Below are 21,873 nucleotides of genomic sequence, written 5' to 3'. Positions count from 1 at the left end.
ACTTCGTCGTCGATCCTGCCGCCATTTCTCCCCCGATTGCCGTTATGTATGGAAACTACTTTGTACCAAGCAGCTCTGACGGTTTGCCGCTCCATGACACGACAAGCCCGTCCCGGGCCCTGGTAGCAGCCACGTAGAGGAGCGAACGCTCGCGCAGAAGCGCATCCGCTTGTTCGGCCGGAGCCAGGTTCTGCAGCTGGTATGCGGCCGGCATCGACTGGTCCGACATGCCGAACAGAACAGCTCTGGTGAACTCCATACCCTTTGATCGGTGCATAGTCATCACTGCCGGCACCTCGGAAGCAGCGGCGGATCCGGCAATCCGCGCCTCTAGTCCCCGTTCATTAAGTCCGCTGATTACCTTGCCAATCTGGAAGTTCGCGCGAACCAGAATGCCGACTGTTTCCAGCGGCACGCCTTCCTCCTGCCATGTCCGCAGCGTCTGGGCGAGGTTGTCCAGCTCCTCCACATAGGACGTTGCCGCGTGTTCCTGCGGCTTCGGTCCCACACGGGAAGACGTATATCCGTTGACGGATTCATCGGTGCCCTCGATGTCCGTGACGGGAATGCCTTTCAAAAGTCCGACGGCGTACGCCAGGTTCTGCTGTGTGGTGCGGTAGTTGAGGGTCAACCGCCGAGACCTGCCGACAATTCCGATGCCAAAACGGGACAGCGGCACCTTCTGTCCGTAGATGCGTTGGTGCGAGTCCTCGGCAATAAACAGGTCGTCAGGACCCTGCTGCACCAGTTCCCGAAGGAAGAGCCAGTGACCTGCATGCAAATCCTGGGCCTCGTCAATAAGAACGTGGTCTGCCATCCGGGTCAGGCCATTCTCGGCGCGCTGCCTCAGGATCAAAGCTGCGAGGTGTGCCATCTCAACAAAGGAGGCGTGCATGTCAATCCGGTTGTAGTACCTGTAGCCCTCGATGACCTTCCACACGGCCAGCCTCTTGGCGCGGTTGAGTGCTGTGCCGCGCCCCGCGCGAGGGACCTTGAGATACTCGTCTTTACCCGTAATGAAGTTTGGCAGCACGACGGTCTCGTATTCCTGCTGAAGGAATGTGGGGTTGGCGAGCTCAGGCTCGAGTTCGTGCTCCACGTCGCTAAGCGCGGATTCCCATTGTTGGCGCGCTCGGTCCGCCTCCAGTATCTTGCCTGGAGCTGCAGCCTCAAGGCCAAACAGATCCTTCATTGACTGCCGCTGTTCGGCTTCAGTAGCGGCACGGAATACCTTGTTGACGAGCGAATCCACACCGGCAACATGAATGCCCGGATCACCAGGCCTGGACGCACGAGGAAGCCCCGGGTCAAGCTTTGCCAGTCCGCTCTCAAGCGATTCAGCAAGGGTGGTCGTGTACGTGGTCAGCACTATACGAGAAGAAGGCTCCGCAAGAGCAAGTGCCCTTGCCCGGTGCAGCAGCACAACGGTTTTGCCTGTGCCGGCACCGCCGGAAAGTCTGAAGGATCCGCTGTAGCGGCGTTCGGCATAGACGCGTTGTTCGGGGTGAAGGAAGGTACGCCAGGAGTCGAAGTCGCCGCCTTCGATGACTTTCTTCAGTTCTTCGGAGTTGTCCCCCACAAAGGTGAACTGCATCTTCGTTGCAGGGTGCTCCAACGCCCGCTTGATCTTGTCCTCTTCGGACTCTTCCGGGTCGTCGACGTAGCGGCTTAGGGCCAGCTTGTCCTGCACCTCTGCGACGGATGTACCCGCGGCAAGCTCCAGCAGCGCTGTGGCCTGCCACTCCGGGGCATCACCCAGTACATCCAGAAGCTCCTCATCCGATGAAGCAGCGAAGGCTCTGCCCACGAGATCGGCAGCGAGACCAAGGTTTGCCACCAGCTCGCCCTGATCCATCCCGCACGCTGCGAGCGGGTTCGTCCAGAGCTGTGGTGATTCGGGCTCTACCTCCTCCTCTGGAGCCTCCGGCTCAACCACCTCAACTGTCTCCTCGACGGCGGCCTCCGACGGCGGCACCGGAGCCGGCGTTGAGGCACGCACAACCTCGAGGACACCGTTGACCGAGTTCACCTGCAGCACGCTGGACCGGGCGATGTCGATGGCCTCGTCGTGGGGCCATGCACCGTAGTAGAAGTAGTGCGGGATGTTCTCAAAGGCGACTTTGAACAGCACTGCGCGGTAGTTCAAATCGATACGGCCAGTGCGGACGCGAGGGTCGGCTGGCGTATGCATCGGTTCGATGTGGAGGCCCGGTGCAGTGTCGTCTTTCTGCAGCTTCTCAAAGAAGGAATAGACCTTGGCTTTCATTGCGCCGTCGATCTTGTCCTTCTGCTTGATCCAAGTCACGAGTGCCACGTCAAGCCCCCTTTGCCTTCAGCAGTTCACGTATTTCATCAACGTCAATTCCCACGGTGGTCCATCCCGAGGCTTCCAGCCCTTCACGTTCGTCACCGTCGAATACCACGGCAAGGTGGTGGTCCGGCCAGGCGATTGAAACTGGCACGCCGTCCACCTCGTATCCGAGCTCCGGCAGAACATCCAGACCGGCAGCGGCAAGCTGCAACAGCAGTGTTTTTTCGAATTCAGTGGCCTGATCCAGAAGGGGCCTCCACGCAGGTCCGACCTCGTCCGCCATCTGCTGTCGAGCGACTTCTGCAGCAATCGAGCCGCCGGCGCTCACGTCGGAAGCTACGGACCCGATTGTCAACCCTATGGGTTTGAATGCCAGGAGGTTCGAGAGCTGTAGCCAAAGGCGCCAAGAGGCTTCGTGTGAAGAAGAAGCCAGTGCGTCCTGCCGATCATCGAGGCAAAGGCCAACGGCGATCGTGGACAGGCTGATAGGCGAGCCAGCGGCAGCGAAGCCGACGCTGCCGGATCTGTACGTCCAGGCGGTCACACTGCCGGTGGGCAGCGCGGGCTGCTCTCCGCGGGCCAAGGCCACAGCATGCCCGTAAACAGCGTCCGCGTCTGAAGGTTCCGGCTTCTGCTGCATGAGCATCAGAGGCACCAGCTCAGAAAACTTAGCCCAGGCTTCAGGGTCCGGCTTGTTGACCCAATGCCAGAGCACGCTCATGGCGTCCCTGCCTAGCAGGCCCATAATGGAGGCGTCGACCGGATACTTCGCCATCAACTGGGCATTCAGTTTGGCGTTTGCCCAGGACGGCAGCGCAATAGGCGCCGTCGGACGCGACTCAAACGCGTTCACGTCCTCCCATGTGACGGCCCAAGGAACCACAGCCGAAGACAGCTCCGAGGTGTGCCTAAGCTTGTCGCGCTTCTCGGCGTCGTCCGCGATCCGGTTGTGCTCCGGCGAAGCGTGGAATGCGAAACCGTCGGTGTAAATCGACAGTACCGGAAAGTTTGGGTCCGGCGGTCCTTTCAGCAGGAAGTCCGGCCGTGTGCCCGCAACATCCACCTGCGGGAGAAGCTGCCATTGGAAGTTCTGCCCGGGGATGCGGAAGGTAATAGTGTCCGCGAGCGCATCTGGTGTGATCTTGGTGTGCGCGCCCACTGCTTTGAGGCGGTCCATCCAGGCCTTCCGGAACCGTTTTTCGAGCAGCGATTCGATGGAAGTTTCGGCGCTTGGCGCTTCTTCCGTTACAGTCCAGTCCGAGTACGACGGCGGGACCTCACCCTCAGCGGCCTTCTGCCCGGAGCGCAGCAGGAGGCCAAGCAGCCGTTCCGCGCTTGCACGGGCGACCTTGTCGACCTGCCATGGCTCAGCGTGTGGCAGGAGGCAGTGGTGGCACGCAAGCCGTTCCTCAAACCGACAACTGCAATCACGCACCTGCTCCCAGGCCGCGTGCAGCAGCTCCCACACACGTTTAGAATCTGCGAACTCTGCCAGGTATCCCGTGCCTCCGGGCACCTTGTCGTGGAGCATGAGGGCAATCCGGCCATCGCCGTGTGCGGGATCGTTGATCTTCAGCACCCCGAGGTGGTCAGGTGCGCCGCCCAGGACTTTCTGGAGACCCATGAGCAGCGCGGCTTGAAGGCTCGGCACCGAGAAGTCGTCGCCATAGGTAACGTCCAGCGGAAGGTGCAGTACCACGCCCTGGGTATTGAGCTCGCGCGCCAGGACTACTTCCTTGATGCTCTCCTGAATTTCCTTCCGGTACTTACACCAGAAACGGTGCTCGTTCGGCCGGTTCTCTTTGGCCGACTGGTCCAGCTGGCCACAGTAGGAGCACAGCCGGAACATCGGCGCACGCACGTCGTCGCCGGCAATCCTCCGTACCCCGCCGTTTGAAGCGGTCCGCCCGGTGTTGATCCACCGGATGTTCACCCGGTTGAAGTACTCTGCGCCGAATTCATAACCTTCCACGAACCAGCGCTTTTGCAGGTGCTGCTGGTCAATGTCAGCCGCCGCAGCGATCGTGAACCGTTCACGAACGCGGTTATCGCGGCGGTCGTTGATGGCGGCCTCGTCCCGTCGTACTTCGGCGGAGACTTTTTTCATGACCACGACGTCAAAGATCTGACCCATGTCGGCGATTGCCGCCGTCGTACACCTTACGCAGCTGGTAACCGGTGCGCTGGTGCTGACGTCAGTCTTGATCCAGCCACACTGTGGGCACACCTGCCACTTCTGAACGTGGCTCTGCTGCGGCCCGAGGTCCACGGCATCGATCAGGATCTCCATGCCCTGGGCGTAAAACGTCGCGCCCGGAGCGAACTCGCTGAGCGCTATGGAGGCGCCGCGGTTGTACGTCACGGTGTCAGTGACGAACTCCTGCGTGTCGGCGTCCTTCCACGACAGCCCCACGTCCAGGCTCACGGAATCGTCCAGCAAGGTGTAGTTGGGCAGGACACCGTACGCTTCCAGTACGGAAATCCAGTAATCACCACGGAGCTGCTTGAGCTGGTCGCCGATCATGCCGAGAGTCGCCTTGGCAGTGCGGAGGGCCTGAACTGCGTCGGAGGACTTGTCCTCCAGCCGCTCCGCTTCTTTGGCTGCGGCCTCCAGCTCCGGCAGAGCCTTGTCGATTTCCTTGCGGCGGGCCTCCAGCTCGTCGATGTCGGCTTTCCACTCCCCCGCCGCCCGGACAAGGTGCCGGGCGAGACCGCTGGGCTCGCCGTCGTCGTGCTCGGAGACCCAGGCAATCAGCCGTTGGCGGCTTCCCTCGGAGACCTTATCGCCGAATTGGCCCAGAAACTCGGCCAGGTACGTCTTTGCATTGGCTGTCGTGTCCTGGATCAGGTCGCCGATGAACGAGCCCGGTGCAACGCTTCCGAGCGCCTGGACCGCGTCGCGCGGGTGAGGGCGGCCAGCGGTTCTCGCGAATCGGTCTGCCACGTGGGCCACATACTGGCGACCCAGAATCTCTTCTGCGTCCAGATATGTTGCAGGCGGACGGACCTCACCGTTGATGACTGAGAGGGGGTCGTGAAGTTTGGGCAGGTGTTCGCCGCGGCCACGTACGAACGCGAGGACCAGTGAGTTGCCGGTGAGGCGCCCCGCACGGCCGACGCGCTGCAGGTAGGAGGAGACTGAAGTGGGAAGCGACGCAAGCATGACGCAGGAGAGGTCGCCGATGTCGATGCCCATCTCCAAAGTAGGTGTGGCCACTAGGACATTGGGCGCCTGCGGATTGTCGGATCCCGACTTGAACTGGGTCTCGTAGGTGATTCGGGTCTTGTCGTCCAGGAGGGACGTGTGCTCACGAGCAACCACGCGTTTGCTTTCCCGCGAGGAGTATAGGTCCCGGTAGAAGTTCCGGGAGTCGCCCGCCTGGCGTTCCAGCCTGCCGCTGCACCGGACCAGAGTGCACGGGGCGCCGTCGAGCTGGTCGATGACGGTTAGGCTCCCTGGAGTCACGGCCTTGCAGACCTTGCACGCGAGGACATGGCGGCCGGACTCGAGGTCATCGACAGCGGGAACGGAGAGCATGATCTTTGCCGGATCCAGCCAGTAGACGTCAGCTCCAGAGTTGGTGCTGGTCTTGCCCAGCACCCCGTCATCTTCCAGCGCGATGATCAGAGCCTTCGAAAGGTAGCCGCTGTCCGACGGCGCAATGCCGAGGCAGCGTGCCGTCCACCGGGAGTACCAGGAGGTTGATGGAGTGACGGTATCCAGATTGTCCGTCGCCGCGTCCGCCCGGCCGATCCGTGGGAACGCCGGCGCGGGTCGCCCGGACGGGAAGGCAGGCATGCCTTCGCCTTTGGGCCGGCCGCCCCAGATCTGCCACCGCTTGCCGTCCGTGGCGATGTAGCCCTTGAGCCACTCGTGGTTGATGCCGCCTTGGAGGCGGACGCGCTCCACGGTGCCCCGGATCCACTGCAGTAACTGCTGCTCTGTAGGCGCGGAGTCCCCCACCATCGTTTGGTGCTGGACGGACTCGTAAGCCCGGCGGGCGACGGCGAGCATTCGCGTGGAGTTGCCAGCGTCCGTTTCGACGGCGAGAGAGCCTGTCAGCTCCAGAGTCCGGCCGGTGCGGGATTGCAGGCCGAGCTCCAGGATGGCGTCGAACTGCAGGCGGCGCCTGGCGAAACGGCGTCCGCGCGCTTGTTCGGCCGGTGTAGCTTTCGGGTTCCAGAACTGCCGGAAGCTCTGGCGGTCCACGTATTCGGGGGCCACCAGCTGGTAACGCTCGGCCGGCGTTTTCGCATTGGCGATGGCAGCATCGACAACCTCTGAGAGTGTCGCGGTATCCTCGCCCAGGGCACGGCGCAGCGCGGTGCGGAGCGTCATGGTGTGCGAGCGGGACTGGACGTACCCGGCCCGGTGGGCTGCGTCCTGCACGCTGTCGGTGAAGACGAGGGCCTTCTTCTCTCCCTCGTCCAGGCCCTCGGCCCCGAAGAGGTTGGAAATGCTCACGGAGAGCATCGTGGCGATGGCACTGCCCATAAAGGCGATGCCTTCTTTGGCCAGGCAGGACGGGCAGACGTCCCGCTTGGACTGGTCGTCCGCGTCCTGACCGGTGAGCACAAGCACTGGAATGACGCGGCCTTCGGCCAGGTCTGCGCTGTCAGCCGCGGGAGGAGTCTTTGAGAGTCCTCGGTTGACAGTGTGCAGCCAGTGCAGTCCCTGGACTTGCTCCGCGCCGTCCTGACGGAACTCGATGATGTCTGCCTCGGCGGCGGCGGAAATGAGAGTTCTGAACCTCGGGTTGTTCGCCAGGCGCGCCTCGCGGATCTTGGAGTCGTCCAGCTCCAGATCAATCCCGGTAGGTGCGAGGACGGCGCCCCAGCCGGACCGTCCGCAGTGCCGGCAGTAAACGGCGGGCAGGAACATGTCGTTCGACTGGTCAACACCGTCATCTGACCAGCGGAACCGCGGTACCGTGTCCACGGCTGCATCCACCCGGGACATTTCGCGGATCCAGAGGTGGGTTTCGACGGTAAGGGCCTCGCGGCCGTGGTGCGCGCGGATGTGGCTGAGCAGAGCGATGACGTGGGATAAGAATTCCTCGGCATCCGAAGCGCTGACGCCTTCAGGCAGGGCATGCGCGGGGAGAATTGTTTGCGACAGTTTTGCGAGCTCGACGGCGGCTGTTGCATTCGCAAGCAGGGCTGCGGTGAGCGGATGCGTACGCATCGCATCCAGCAATTCAGTTGGCCGCTGCTCGAAGAGGGCGTCAAGGATAGACTCTGCGATGGCTTCAGGCTTGGCGCCCGCATCCCGCAGTGCCGCTACGGCCGCGTTCGTTTCGAAGATAGACAGCGCGACGGTGTGCAGATCCTTCGCCTTCACACTGCCGGAACCCAACTCTGACCACGCTTCAGGGCTCAGCCTGGACTCGGTGACAACGGCCTCAGGGGGCAATGTTTCACCGAAGACAGTCTCAGCGAACCGAAGCATGGCCCCGGGGTCACCCTTGCTGCCGAGCGTGGCGGATGTGGCGACGGGAATCACGCGGCCGAGTGGGCGGTCCCGGTCCTCCTCTGTCAGACCCTGGGGATGGTCGGTGAGGTCTTCCGGCCAGTAGCTCTTCAGCGACAACCCCAGCCGGCGCAGCAGCATAGCCACGTCGGTGCCTTGAGCACCGTCGTAGGTATGGAACTCATCCAGGACCGCGTACTGCAGACTTGTCGCCGATTTCTCCCAGAGAGGCGCGTCCTCCTGGCGGAGCAGGAGCATGTCCAGCATCTTGTAGTTGGTCAGCAGGATGTCCGGCGGGTCTTCGCGGAAGACCTGCCGGTCGTTGATGAGGCCATCCCCAGAGACTTTGGTGCGGCTAGTGTCCTGCTGTCCGGTGTAGATGCCGGCGCTGATCCCGGAGAGCTCGGAGTAAGTGGTCAGCATTTCGGCCAAGCGCTTGGCCTGGTCGTTCGCGAGGGCGTTCATCGGATACAGAATGAGAGCCTTCATGCCGGTGACGCCCTCACGTTTGGCCCGCAGCACGTGGTCCAAAATGGGGTATAGGAAAGCCTCCGTCTTGCCGGAACCCGTTCCTGTCGTGACAAGAGTGGGCTCGGGGCGCCGACCGACCCTGACACCCTTGCTATCGACGGCCTTGCTGCTCAGCCGCTGAAACGCCCGGGCCTGATGACCGTAGGGCTCGAAACCCTCGTACCAGTCCAGGCAGTCCCGCCAGCTGGGCTCGGCCGTTTCGAAAGGCAGGCGCAGCCGGACATAAGAACCCTTGAAGAGGCCGTTCACCGGGTCAGCTAGGAAGTCCTTGATGGCGGACTGTGCGTTTCCGTCCGTTAAAGCGAAGGTCGTGGCAAGGTAGTCCGAAAGGCCGCGACGAAGGTCGCCAGCTTGGCTCGTGGGCAGGAGTTCCGACATTAGGCTTTCTCCCCCAGCATGCTCGAGAAGTATGCGTACGCCTTGCGCATGTCCTCTTCGCGGTCGAAGCTCTGGAACGGGAACTGGAAGACGTACTCAACGCCGCTCTGCGGGTGCGTCCAAGTGCGTTCTTCGGTTGATAGACCATCGCCGCGCTGACGATAGAGCCTGTTTATGTCACCCGGAACCTTACGACCGTTGGCGTCGTAAAGGTCGTTCTGCTCAAAATCACGAAGGACGGAGAACTGCGTGCGATAGACAGTACATAGCTCGTCCACCGATAAGCCCCAGATAAGAGCCACTATCGCATCCAACTCAACTTCAAGACTGCGGCGGCGGGCGGCATTCGTTTCTGGTGTTGACGGCGACCAGCTCACCTCGGTCAATGAGAGCGGGAGTCCATTCCACAATTCTGCGTAAGCCTCACTCAGACACTGGAGCCTAGCTACACGGAGGATGGCCTCTTGCTGAAGAGGACCCCGTGGGTTGCCTAAATAGGGGAAAGAACTAGCATACGCCCCTCCGAGGAACGCGATTGCACTTGTTTTCAGGAGAAAGTCCTGTGCAATCGACCCCATGGCTCCAGCCAGAAGGAGCAAATCTTGGGCAGGCAATTCCGGCGATCCGGCACTGGCTATGCCGTGAGTGTGGCGAGCGTTTTTCGGAAGAATGCAAACATGCCACGACCTCTTTCCGCTCGAGCTAATCATCGCCCGCCAGGCCACACGATAGTGGTCCGACGCCGCCACTTGGGATCCGTCTTTTGAGGTCCAGCGAGAGTAGTCCAAGTCGTACCGCGTCCGGTTTCCCGCCGGCTGATAGCTTGTTCGCGGGATAAAGTCGGCCGGAATTGCTTCAAGGTCAATTTCCGTCCAGTCCTTGTTGCTTTTCATAGAAGGATTGGGTTCCTTGGCGAATGGATTCGCTACGGTTAGGTGAGGGCCTTGAAGGATCACGTCGTTCCATGACTCACGCACCGCCGATCCCACCTCAAAGTAGCCCTTCTTCCGGTCGATAGACTCGTCCCAACCTCGAGAAAATTGAAGGCCCAATTCCCTGATGCGCCGGGCGTCGCTCAGCTTCTGCAAAACCTGTGAACTCGCCCGGTTGACTGGGTACACCATTCGGGCATGAATTGCAGGCACTCCAGGCTCGTCAAGAATGTCAGCCCAGACTTTGAGCAGCGTTGCATCCACGTTGATGATGCGTTCCGCGTGTGGTCGGGTGTCCCAGTTTCCCTCGGAATCTCTCAGACCAGGAGCCTCCCCTGATCCATCATGCATTTCGGAACGAACTACAGTGTCAGGGTGATAGAGAGAGGCAGCCATCCGAAACGAAGGGGATTCACCTCGGCTACCGTAAACGTGGACGCCATAGGTCACCAAGTTGTGAATTTCGAACAATTTGAGCTCGTTGATGAACTGCCAGTGCCTTCGGAGTCGCCGATAGGCCTCTGCCCGCAGGTTGGCGGCCTTCTTCTCCGTGAAGTGCGACTCCGGGTGTATGAGGCCGACAGCGCCCTTAGGGGAAGAAGACCTCCAAGTACGGACCATGAAGGCCCGATAAAGGTCAGGCTGCAATCCAGCCAAGAGCGCAAAATCGGCGGGTGATCCCAGGAATTGTGCGGTAACTCCGGTGGGTATCGCACCTTCGACGAACAGATCGTGCATCCCCAGACGTGAAAGGGTCTCTTCCCTCTTGGCAGCCACTTGCGCTTGTGTGGGCTTGTCCACGAGCTGCCACCAGGGATCCCCCTCGGCAAGAAGAGCAGCCTCATCTGAACGCGGCCGCACCCACGGAGGGTTGCCGACCTGAAGATCGAAGCCTCCACGACCCATGACAGATGCAAAGTCTAGCTCCCAGTGGAAGAACCCCTGGTCCCTAGCGACCCGTTCGCAAACGATGAGCCAGGGATGCTCGACCTTTGCTACGCCAATTGCCTTAACCTGCGAAGTGCTGAGGTCGAAGGACTCGATGGCTTCGAGCTCGCCCCAGGACGCCATGGATATAACCGACGTCTGGCCTTCAACGAGGCCGTATTTTCGCGAAGACCTTCCTGTGAGCGCGTCGATTCCGAGGATGTCCTCCAGCCCAGAAATCCATTCCTCAAGCGATGGCGGTTGGACTCTGCCGGTCGCTTGATCCGTCAATGGCCAGAACCAGAGAGCGTTCCACGCATCCATGACCCTGCGCAGTCGCTGATAGGAGCCGTTTTCATCATTGAGCGACTGCTCAATCTGCTCACGGGTGACGGCTGGGGTTTCGTCAGGCTCAACCACCGAAGGCCGTTTGCCGAAGTAGTCGATGTCCCGGCGCGCCTCGGTCTCAGCGACCTGCAGGCGACGCAGCGTTATTTTCCACAGTGATTCCACTCGGGTGCCCAAGGCAACAAGGCGATCGAGCTGCGTCTTGCTCGGCTTTGCCTTGACTTTGGTTCGCCAGGCTTTCAGCTCTTTCTGTGCTTCACCCGCCAAGTCTTTGACTTCCTTGGCGTCGGCCGCCGCCCCCCAGCCTTCAGCCGGCAGCAAAAAATGGTGAACTCGACTGACGACGTTTGGGTCATCCGTGTCGTCCTTCACCGCGTCGACCAGGCCTGTGAGAGGGGCATCGGCGGGCTCGGACTTCAGCCAGGTCTTGTCGTTCACTGATTGACGCGAATACGTTGCCCTTCGAGAACCGATAAGCGAGTTTCCCCGGCGCAACCGTAGCCCGAACCACGGAGCCTGAAGGTCCTTGACCATCGTGTCCAGCCACAGCGAAACTTCGGCAAGCTCCACCGCCGTCGAATTGAGGTCAACACCGTGGACCTGATGCAGGGCGATCTGCGCTTTCACTTTCTGCAGTTCCTGCGAGTATTCATCAGCTGGAATCTGGACGTCGAGTTCCTTTTGCTTGCGCTTTAGATACTCATCCGCGAGCTGACGGACCGCTTCAATGGCGAACGCGCCGGAGCCCAGAGCCGGCTCACACACCGTGAGCTTGAGAATATCGTCGGCCGAAGTGATTCCGCCGTCTTGGTCCAGCAGCTCCTCGAGAGCCTGTGACACGACGAACTTAGTCAGCACCTCGGGCGTGTAGTAGGAGGCAGACTGCTGACGCTCGCGGCCAGCAAGGCGAAAGACGAAAGATCCCGTCAAATGCCGTACCGGGCGCCAATCTCCCGTCCGATCATCTTTCTCCTTTACGAAATGTCGGGGCTCAATGGACTCTGCGCGCTCCACGGGAACCACCCAGGAACCTTTTTCCGGGTTTCCATCCCTTGCTACCTCTAACAAGTCGGTTTCGGCAATGAATCCTGTGTAGGACATGAGTCCCTCGTAGACAGCTCCCAGCTGGTTGATGCCGAGCTCTGCATACGAGATGAACCCGCGGTCTTTTCCGGGAGTTTCCTTGGTCTGCAGGAGGTGTTTTAGAACCCGATGAAGCGCCGAATTGCCAAGTTTTACGTCATTGATGAGAGATGTTGCCGTATTCCTAAAAAGGTCGGCCCTAAGTGGCCGAAAGATCAGCCCTTCGTTCTCCCCGGATGCGTACTGAGAGGCAGACGAGTCTTGCTGCGGTCGATGTCCCCTGTCGACGAGCTTAGAAAGCCGTTCCAAGGACTCGTAGATATGAGTCCCGTCTTTGACTTGTGAGTTGAATGAGTCAACGTCCACGAGTGTCAGTTCCCGGAGCCGGTCCAGGCCGTAGCCTTCGTTGTATTCACCCGCACCGATGGGCAACACACCCATCTCGGGTGAGGCCTCCGCGTACAGCAGGAACAGTATGCGGTAAAGGAACCGCAGGGATTGGCGGGCCAGGTCCTGACCGTCGACATCGTCCAGTGGGAGCCCGCGAGCGGCTCTTCTGTTGAGCACGTCATTGGCGATGATTTCGATGGACCGGCGGATGCCCTCCCGCAGGTCCTGGGAAACACCCACGGTGTGTCTGACGGAGGCTGCCAGGACGTCATCCCACCAGATGGATCCGTCGGGAGCTGGCATGAGCGATTCCCGGCCGAAGATGGCCAGGAAGCGATCGGTTTCCGAATGCTTCCTCGTGTCATTCCGGTCAGCCACCAGCAGGGCGTCGGCGGCAAGATAGCGGCCTTCGGCCCAGCGCTCCTGCTCCGTCAGCACTAGCCAACGTCCCGCCATGACGACGACGTACTTGGGCGAGCGTTCCGCAAGGTAGATTTCCGAGACGACCTTGGCCAGCGTCAGTGACGGCATCTCTTTGCCGTCGACGAGCACGCGTCCGAGCGGCTTTACCGATGACAAAACATCTTCAGCGGCGTCGGCTGCACCGGCCTCAAGAAAAACGACGTCGGCGTTGTCGGTCATCCACACGCCGGGAACCAATGTCGCGGTGCCGCTGCGCTCAAACGTGGCTGTCGCCGTCGTACCTTTGAACCCGAGCGCGGCGCGAAGGAGGGCGTATGCCTCCCGAGCGCCCGCATGGTCCTCGGCCAAACCGGCGAGCAGGATCTGCAGCCGGCCCCGGACTTCGGAGAAGCGGGACAGGGTGGTGGGATGGCCTTCCTTGGCTTGCTCGTCCCAGGACTTGCGGAGTTTGATGACTTCCGCTTGGAAGGACTCTTTGGTGGAATCCGTGGTGAAGAAGTGTTCGCTGATCCAGTCTTCACCGACAACGATCGAGTCAAAGGACGGCATTACTGGTCAGCACCTTCCGGTACGGCTGTAGGGGTATTGCGGGGAACGACGATCAGAAGCGGGCGGACCAGGCGCTGGGCCGGGGCGAGCGATTCGGCGATGAGCTGTTCCTCGGTGACCCGCTCGCGCTGTTTCTTGACCTCGGCCCGCTGTGTCAGTTCGAAGGACAGCTGGGTCCAGCCCGTGGCGCGGTCCGTCCAGGACTGCAGCCGCTGCTCGGCGGCATTGGCCGCGGATTCGAACATCATTTGCATTGTCTGCCTTGCGTTTTCCACGGCTTTCGGGAGGAGGGCCTGCAGACCGTCCAGCCTGACGGGGCCGGGATTGGTGGCCTTGTTGTGGACGCCAATGGCTGCCAGGTGGTCCCCCAGGTCCTCGAGGGGCTGGTCCATACAGAAGTTGGGGTTGTTCGGGTCGGGAAATTCAACGGCGATGAAGGCCTTGGATACGACCTGGCCCCGGCGGTTCATAAGGGTGCCCATGAGGAGAACCTGCGGGGCATCGACGTCGCCCCGGACGGTCAGCACTTCGCTGCGGGACATCGATCCCAGGGCGCGGTCGCTGGCCCAGTCAAGGACGGGGTGGAGCGGGCCGAGGTAGTGGGCTTCTGGCCAGCTCATGTCGTCAGATTCGCGGGCCCGATCTAGTTGACGGGTGCCGGCTTCAACGGTGGTGGCGAGTTTGAGCGTCTCCGTGACCCTCCGCTCGGACAAGTAGTCCTGGGGAAGATATCCCAGCCGGTGCTGAAGGTCCGGGGGCGGGTTCAGCTCGGCCAGCCCGTGGCCGGCGTGAATGGTCCAGCCAAGCTTCTTCTGCGGTTCACCGAAGGCCTCGTTCAGTGCTTCGTCGAGGAAGTCCAGGTCCGTGGCGTAGAGGCCTGACGGCTTTTCGACTGGTACGTCCTCGCTCGGTCCGTCCTGGTTGAGGGCTTCGAAGTCGAGGAAGTCCCAGACGTCGCCTGACTCGGGGTCCGGGTCGGGTTCTCCGACGCTGTCTTCGAATGTGGCTTTGCCAAGAAGGACCTCCAGAATGGCGGCTTCTTCCTGCTTGGCGCTGTATTTCCCCATGAGCGAGGCAACGTCGTTAAGGACGGCGTGGGCCTCGTGCTCACGCTCCATGAGGCGGGTAAGCACCTTGATGTCACCGGAGAAGCGAGTGTTGCTCGGGTTCAGCAGAAGAGTGGTGATTTGGGGCTTGTGGCGCTGGCCGAAGCGGTCGATGCGGCCGTTGCGCTGCTCGATACGGATGAGACTCCACGGAATATCGAAGTGGATCAGGTGGTGGCATTCGGCGTGCAAGTTGACGCCTTCCGATGCAACGTCACCCGTGACGAGAACGCGGAGCGGACTGTTGCCGCGCTTGAACTGGTCCACGATGCTCTGCTGCTCGACGTCACTGAGGCCGCCATGGAGGAGACCTACGTTTTCCGGCTTGAGGCCGAGGGCTTTGGGCAGGGTCTCCTGCAGCCATTTAAGCGTAGCGACGCGTTCGGCGAAGACCACCGCTCTCATCGGAGATCCCTTGCTGACGCCGATCTTCTTCAGGTAGCTGACCAGTTCGTTGTATTTCGCTGACGCGCCCGTGTTGGCCTTTTCGGCGAGCTCACGAAGGCGACCCAACGCTTCTGCCTCTTTCGCCTCGGTGGGGGCGTCGGCGTCGAGCTTTTTCAGGCGCTCGGTCACTGTTTCCAGCAACGCGGCTGGGCTGGAGAGGAAAGCCTTGGCGAGCGTCCAGGAGAACAGGGACCCGTTCTGTCCTGAGTAGGGGGACGGACGACCCTTGGGGTATAGCCAGGTGTCGGAGAGCTCCTCGGCGATTGCATTCTCAGCTGCCGAGGCGGCGACGAGCCGGTTGTCAGGTTCTTCGCGTTCCGCCCAGTCTGCGCCTACCTCCTGGGCGACCTCAGGGCTATGCCTGTGCCTGCGGATGATGAGATTTTCCACCTGCTTGGGATCGAAAGTCCCGTCGGGGCGGACCACCGTGGGGTCGAGGAGGCGGAGGAGCTCGGCGAAGGACTCATTGCGGCCGTTGTGCGGGGTGGCCGAGGCGAGGATCAGGGCCTCCGTATTGGGGGCGAGGATGCGGGCGAGCTCGTTGTTGAGAGTGCCTGTGTTGGTCAGATTGTGGGACTCATCAATGACGACGGCGTCCCAGTTCAGCTTGCCGAGGTGGGCGCGGTAGCGGGCGCTCTTGAGGGTGTCGATGGAGATGATGGCGCGCTTGTAATAGGTGAAGGGGTTGCGCGTGGCAGGCAGCTTTTGGCGCACCTTCTGGATGCCGGCGGAGTCCAAGCGGACGAACGGGAGGGCGAAGCGGCACCAGAGCTCGTGCTGCATCTGCTCCAGGACGTGCCGGGGCGTGACCACCAGGATCCGTTCGCCGCGGCCGCGCTTGACCAGCTCACTGAGGATCATGCCGATCTCGAGTGTCTTGCCGAGACCGACGGCATCCGCGATGAGGATCCGGGGCCTGATGTTCTTGGTGTCGAGCGCCTTGGCGACGGCGATCTGCTGGTACTTCAGGTTACGGGACAGCATGCGGGTGGAGACCGTGAGGTGCTCGGCGGACTGCGGCGTGGGGGTCTTGCGGAGCGTAGTCTCCAGGAAGAGGCGTGCCTTCCGGTAGTTCGGCGTGTCATCCGCGACGACCCTAGACTTGGCGGGGTCTACGACCTCGATGTCGTCAAGGGCGGAGTAGAAGGCAGCGGTGGTGTCCCTGACTAGCTCGCTGAGGCCTTGGACTCTGACGAGCGTCCCGTCGACGGACTTCTCGAGGCTGGTGACCAGCCACTCCTCATCCCGGACGTGGACCACCGAACCGGGTGCGACGTTGAGTTCCCGGTTTTCGGCTGTAACTGTCAAGACCTGCTCCTGTATTTCGTGCTTCCCCATGCACCAGCACTCAAGGACGCAGCATTGCGACCAGCTGGTAGTCCCCTAAACATACTAGGATCGCGGCTCTGGCTGGGCTCTTGCGAGGAATATCCTGACGGTTAGCGCGATGTCATAACTCGGTGGGACACTTTTGTGAAGTTGTTCAATGAAAGCAGGTTGGGGTGCCTCAGGACGATCACGATCTTGTACCCGGAACACACTCAGTTCCAGCGGGGGATCAAAAGTGGCAACTACAGTTCATCAACGGTCCGCACCCTGAGGGAGGTCTAGAACTCTTTCTGGTCCGGTACGTTGTTGGGGTTTCCGATGAGTGTCAGTACCGGACGGACGGCGAATGGCTGAACGCTTTTCAATGTAAAGATGAGCATGCCTGGTTTTTCTTAGCGCCTCCCGATGAGGAGTATTCCCTCTTTGATTATTCTCAAATGGACGAGCGGAGCATAGGCGTAGAAGTTGGCTATCTGGTAGATCAAGCCGTCGAATGGTACGACCACCCGGGCAAGAGATCCGATGTTGCCTATGAGGTGTTCGGCATTGAAGAACAACAGCTTTTTGTCCACCGCCCGCCGGGACAAGCTGACCTTGAAATGGAGCTCGCTACTAAAGGCCTCTTGTGGAGCCGCAGTTCAGATCACCAATGGAAACTGCTGAGTAACCTCACATTGCGTGAGCGTGTTCAGCGTGCTGTCCTAATCGATCATGCCGAAAAGTTGATTCGAGAATCCAACACCGTCCGCTTTTCGCGTTCCGCTCAGGATGATTGCTGCGACCTCCAAATCACAGCCGCTATCGCCCTAGGTTCTCCGTTTCGGGTGATCCCAACGTTTGATTCGATGCTGTTTGAATTGATCGACAAGAATACGCTGCGTTGGGAGTCCGTGCGCCCTCTGCTGGCCTGCTCGGCAGAGGCTGCGCTCTTGAGTAGCGGCGACAGTGACGAAATCGCCGGGATTTCGGTCCGATCGGGCCCCCACACCTGGCTCCGTTACAAAGAATCTTGGTTGCCTGTCAACAGAACGCCTGATCATGAGCAGATTCTGCTTCCGCTTGCCATGGACGACCTAAGGGAAGCGGTCCTCGTGTGGGACGTGGCCGAGAAAGCCAAGTCTCCACGGCCCAAACGACGAGAATATCCCAGCAAATCGATTCATTTTGTCACGCGGGATGATCCGGGAGACATAGCTGACTTTGCCATACAAGGTCTAGTTCGCGGCTCAGTGGACACGGGGTACGGCGAATCTCGCCGTGCCGGGGCATGGGAGCGCGGATACTGGCCCGTTCTGAACTTTGAAAACCATATGCCTACAGACGAAGGCGATCTGCGCCCCTGGGGAGGCAGGTACCTGTGCCAGGTTGACACGGATTTGGAACCTTTCGCCATCGAGTTCTGGGACTCGAACAGCGAGTCCGAATTGGAAGCAGGCGAGTGGGTGTCGTTATCGGATTTCACCACATGGATAGCAACAGAAACATAGTCAGGGCTGGAGCAGTTGAAGCTTGTCGGCGTCAAGGCGAGTTGAAAGGGACAATCGTGTTATCGAGGTTCGTAACTTGGGGAGATATGAAGTCAACACACCGCTATGCTCTCGGTTCAAGTTTTATACTGTCCACGGATCATTTGATTGATCGGAACATCCTCAAGTCTGGTTACTTCAAGCACGACGACGAGTTTTACTACGAACTAGATCCGGAATCAATAGTCGAAGCACGACTGGAACGGTGGCCGCGAACGCCACAGCCGGGGGATCATGAAGAGTACTTCGTTACCATAAGTACCAGCGGAATGGTGCTTCTCGTGCTTGTGCTGGTAAACGATGAGACGTTTTACTACCGAAAGAATCTTCAATGGGTATATGCCGGCCCCGGCGACAACGTTCCCGGCTTTGAAGATCATCGGCTAATTGCTGTTTCGCAACAGATAGTCGATTATTTCGATTACACGGAGTCTAGCGAATTTGAGCTTATCGAGGAGAGCATCGAAGATATCAGGATTTGATTCACAACTATGCTGTCCTCTAAGTAGCAGCGACGGTCGTGCTGTAGCCTAAGCCAAACAAAGGATGGATCTAAACGGGGGAGATAGATGAAAGCTGGCGACGTTACCCTGGGGCATGTCTTCGCAGCCGACCACCACTTGGTCGTGCCGCTATTCCAGCGTCCGTATGTGTGGGGTGAAGATCCTAACTGGCTATCCTTGTGGACTGACGTCCGCACGGCCGCAGAAGAAGTCGAAGCGGAAGTGTTCGATGAACACGGCCGCCATGATCCCCGAACGTACTTTCTTGGCGCCGTCGTCATCCAATCCCGCCGGCATCTTCCACGCAGGCTATCCTCGTCCAATGTCATCGACGGCCAACAACGACTAACGACTCTCCAGGTCTTGTTGGCCGCTGCCCGGCGCGTGGCCCTGAGAATCGGTGCGGAGACATCCGCTGGACTGTTTAGCACTCTACTGGACAACAAGCGTGAAGCAATCAATCCTGATCATCCAGAGGACCTTCACAAACTCTGGCCCTTGCCGCAGGACAACGGAGCGTTCCGCTGGGCTCTCAGAACGGAAAATCTGCCGGTTCCGTTGGGACTTGGCGACCACAAGCTGGTCAAGGCCGCCGAATGGTTTGAGGAATCCGTATTCAGTTGGTGTATCAGCTCCGACGACCCAGAGCTCCGGCTGGGCTACTTGTTTGAGACCCTTCGAGACCGAATGCAGCTCGTACAGATTTATTTGGAATCATACGACGACCCCCAAGTGATCTTCGAAGCCCTCAATCACCGCGGCGTAAAGCTAGATGCCGCGGATCTGGTCAAGAACCTGCTTTTTCAGAAGGTCGAACAACAGGGCGACCACAAACGCGCGGATACGCTTCTCCTCGACAGCTGGCTCCCTCTGGACGGTCAGCACTGGCGTCGTCAAGTGACCACAGGCCGCATGAAGCGATCCCGCATCGATCTGCTGTTGAGCTACTGGCTGACGATCCAGACAAGTGGCGAGGTTAGCGCCGAGCACCTTTTCGTCAACGTGCGGAATTGGCTGACTTCCAGTCCGGGTAACAACGCTTCAGCACCTGCCCGCGCTGCTGACTTGATCGTGGACATCCGACGCTACGCGGATAAATACGACGAACTCGAGGGCATGCCTTCTTCATCGAACGTGGGAGCGCTTCTCAACCGTATGCAGGCAACCGGCACCATGACGCCTTGGCCACTGCTGCTCAGAGTCTTTGCGGATGACGCCGTTCCGTCCAATCAGAAAGATCTGGTAGCACGCGCGATAGACTCCTTCCTCATGCGGCGAGGGGTGGCACGCATGCCCAACGGGGACTACAACAAACTGTTTGTTCAGCTCATGGAAGTTGCGAGCGGTGCAGAGCCGGAGTGTGTCGGGGACACTGTAGTCGGCGCCCTAGCTGCACAAACAGCTGACTCAAGGCGGTGGCCTTCCGACGAAGAGTTTGCAGCTGCCCTGGCCGACACGGGTCTCTACAAATCCGTGTACAGGGCGCGCCTTCGAAGCTTGCTGGTGGGGTTGGAAAATCATCTGCAGTCAGGTAAGACAGAGCCAGGAAGGCAGCTTTCGAGCACAGACTCTAAGCTCAACATCGAACACCTGATGCCGCAGGAGTGGGGCAAGCACTGGGCACTACCGGATAACCACACCGAAGATGACCTCCTGCGGAGGACCTCAGCGGTCCACCAGTTGGGCAACCTAACGCTTGTAACTACGAAGCTCAACCCCTCTCTCAGCAACAAAAACTGGGAGTATAAAAAGCCCGCGATTCAGAAGCACAGCCTTCTACGCCTGACCACCGGCTCGGTATTGTCGCGGCCCGAGACCGCTGACGAATTCGATGAAGCGTCTTGGTCTGACCAGTGGGATGAGGCACGAATTGCCGCACGAACGCACCACCTGATTGGGGCAGCTCTGGAAGCCTGGCCGAGACCGACAGATGCCGCCCCCGCTGAGTCTGTGAACAGCCCTGAATTCGCCAATTCGGAGCCGAGCTAGAGGCGGGCGGATGACAGAAGGGCATGTCTTTGTCACGATGGGCGACCTGCTCAATTTCAGGTCAGATGCGTTCCTGTTGCCCATCGACCGGCGGGCAAGGCCGGGTGGTCGGTGGACGAATGCATTGCCCGCGCTTGAAGAAGCCCTGCAGATGCAGGACCTGGCTTCGATTATGGAAGAATCAGCCTTCGCACTTGCTCCGGATAAGTGGGACCGGGAGTCACCATTACCGGTCCTAACCGCAGTACCAATGACAGGCATTTCGGATGCGGATGAGTTGCTGCCGCGGTTTCGTGCATTCCTGGAGGTAGCCACCACTGCTGTTACCGACCGTCGGAGGGTATCCGTAAACCAGGTGAGCCGTCCGGTGCTGGCCATGCCCTTTTTCGGTACCGGCCACGGCGGTGGAAACATATATCGAGGCGCCATTTTAAGAGTCCTTCTGAAGGAGGCTTACCGGCACGCCGATGAAGCGGGCGTCGATATCGTATTTGTATTTCAAGATCCGGCAGCCTTCGCTCTCGCCCAACAACAGCGGAGGGAAGGGGACACTGCCTGGGCCGCTTTGTCGTCATCCCTGTTGGCTAAGGCCAAAGAGTTGGGTGAAATCGCCCGGTCCGGCAGATTGGTCCCATTCATGGGCGCTGGAATCAGTATTAGCGCTGGCGCTCCCACTTGGAGCGAGCTCTTAGGCCGCTTAGCAAAAGCCGCAAATCTCTCAAAGCCGGAGAGGAAAGCGCTCAAGGAGCTCAGCAACTTGGACCAAGCTGCTGTTCTTCGAACCTACTTTGAGGAGAAGTTTCCCGGTGCCGGCGACATAAGATTTGGTCGAACGGTGAGCGAAGCCGTCAACATGCAGCAATATGGGCTTGCGCCCAGTTTGCTCGCCTGTCTGCCTTCCAGCGGTGCCATCACCCTCAACTACGACACGCTCTTCGAGAAGGCGTCCAAAGATGCGGGAAGCCCACGCACAGTAATACCCGGGGAGAAACCTGACGACAGTACAGCCGCGACTCACAAATGGCTGCTGAAACTCCATGGGTCAGTTGATCAACCTGAAACCATCGTCCTCACGCGGGACGACTACTTAGGTTACAGCGCTACGAGGGAGGCGCTTTCGGCGCTCGTGAAGGCGCATCTCATTACCCACCACTTGTTGTTTGTTGGCTTTGGGCTCGCCGATGATCATTTTCACGAAATAATTCATGACGTCCGCCGGGCTCTGCCTGCGCAAGAAGCAGGCGGGCGATTCGGGTCGGCCCTCATGCTGAAGCGCGACGCCATGCAGGAAAAGCTTTGGGGCAAGCATCTGAACCTCATCGATATGGAGGACAGCGACTCCTCTGAATTTGGTACCGCTGCCCAAGCGAGACGGCTCGAGATCTTCCTGGACGCCTTGATTGCTCACACCTCTGACAGCCACGCCTTCCTGTTGGCACCCCACTACAGGGACGGCCTCACGGACGAAGAGTCGGCCCTCAGGCAGGCCCTACTTGAAGTCGCCACCGTTTCTTCTCGCGGACCTGCCAGCAGCACAACATCAGTCATCCACCGGATGCTGAGGGATCTCGGCTGGGACGGGTCAGCTCCAAGTAGCTAGCCATATCCCCGGAAGATGGAGTTGGTCTCTC

At 60.0% G+C, this 21,873-nt stretch carries 8 protein-coding genes; 4 read left to right on the top strand and 4 right to left on the bottom strand.

Translation table 11 applies throughout. The annotated features are described in order from the left end of the window. Window positions 1-55: 55 nt before the first annotated feature. Genes LFT49_RS05795 through LFT49_RS05780 form a run of 4 tightly spaced genes read right to left on the bottom strand, consistent with a single transcriptional unit; the run spans window position 56 to window position 16,203 of the window. Complete coding sequence (locus tag LFT49_RS05795; RefSeq protein ID WP_237430026.1) at window positions 56-2,314, bottom strand: 3'-5' exonuclease; 2,259 nt, start codon at window positions 2,312-2,314, stop codon at window positions 56-58. A gap of 1 nt (window position 2,315) precedes the next feature. Further along, entirely contained in the window at window positions 2,316-8,690 is a 6,375-nt protein-coding gene (locus tag LFT49_RS05790) for a DEAD/DEAH box helicase (RefSeq protein ID WP_237430025.1), read from the bottom strand. Further along, window positions 8,690-13,342, bottom strand: coding sequence for a DNA methyltransferase (locus tag LFT49_RS05785; RefSeq protein ID WP_237430024.1), 4,653 nt, complete (start codon window positions 13,340-13,342; stop codon window positions 8,690-8,692). Before LFT49_RS05785 ends, LFT49_RS05790 begins: the two co-directional genes overlap by 1 nt. After that, entirely contained in the window at window positions 13,342-16,203 is a 2,862-nt protein-coding gene (locus tag LFT49_RS05780) for a helicase-related protein (RefSeq protein WP_237430023.1), read from the bottom strand. Before LFT49_RS05780 ends, LFT49_RS05785 begins: the two co-directional genes overlap by 1 nt. Before the next feature lie 194 nt (window positions 16,204-16,397). On the opposite strand from LFT49_RS05780, the gene LFT49_RS05775 reads away from it, so the two are divergent. From LFT49_RS05775 to LFT49_RS05760, 4 genes are all read left to right on the top strand, one after another. Further along, entirely contained in the window at window positions 16,398-17,711 is a 1,314-nt protein-coding gene (locus LFT49_RS05775) for a hypothetical protein (RefSeq protein WP_237430022.1), read from the top strand. Further along, on the top strand, window positions 17,690-18,232 hold the full coding sequence (locus tag LFT49_RS05770; RefSeq protein ID WP_237430021.1) for a hypothetical protein: 543 nt from the start codon (window positions 17,690-17,692) through the stop codon (window positions 18,230-18,232). The genes LFT49_RS05775 and LFT49_RS05770 overlap by 22 nt, the downstream gene beginning before the upstream one ends. Window positions 18,233-18,319: 87 nt before the next feature. Then, window positions 18,320-20,242: a DUF262 domain-containing protein gene (locus tag LFT49_RS05765; protein WP_237430020.1), complete on the top strand. Its 1,923-nt coding sequence runs from the start codon at window positions 18,320-18,322 to the stop codon at window positions 20,240-20,242. 10 nt (window positions 20,243-20,252) lie between these two features. After that, a complete protein-coding gene (locus tag LFT49_RS05760) occupies window positions 20,253-21,842 on the top strand; it encodes an SIR2 family NAD-dependent protein deacylase (protein ID WP_237430019.1) in 1,590 nt (529 codons plus the stop codon). The last annotated feature ends 31 nt before the right edge of the window (window positions 21,843-21,873 follow it).

The organism is Arthrobacter sp. FW306-06-A, from assembly GCF_021870055.1.
Classification (GTDB): Bacteria; Actinomycetota; Actinomycetes; order Actinomycetales; family Micrococcaceae; genus Arthrobacter.
The sequence above is the reverse complement of the archived record's forward strand: the minus strand, read 5'-3'. Positions and strand labels throughout refer to the sequence as shown.

Excerpts from the sequence above, each read along its gene's own strand:
- LFT49_RS05790 (WP_237430025.1), bottom strand. The coding sequence starts at position 8,690 with ATGTCGGAACTCCTGCCCACGAGCCAAGCTGGCGACCTTCGTCGCGGC.
- LFT49_RS05785 (WP_237430024.1), bottom strand. The coding sequence starts at position 13,342 with ATGCCGTCCTTTGACTCGATCGTTGTCGGTGAAGACTGGATCAGCGAA.
- LFT49_RS05770 (WP_237430021.1), top strand. The coding sequence starts at position 17,690 with ATGGATAGCAACAGAAACATAGTCAGGGCTGGAGCAGTTGAAGCTTGT.
- LFT49_RS05765 (WP_237430020.1), top strand. The coding sequence starts at position 18,320 with ATGAAAGCTGGCGACGTTACCCTGGGGCATGTCTTCGCAGCCGACCAC.
- LFT49_RS05760 (WP_237430019.1), top strand. The coding sequence starts at position 20,253 with ATGACAGAAGGGCATGTCTTTGTCACGATGGGCGACCTGCTCAATTTC.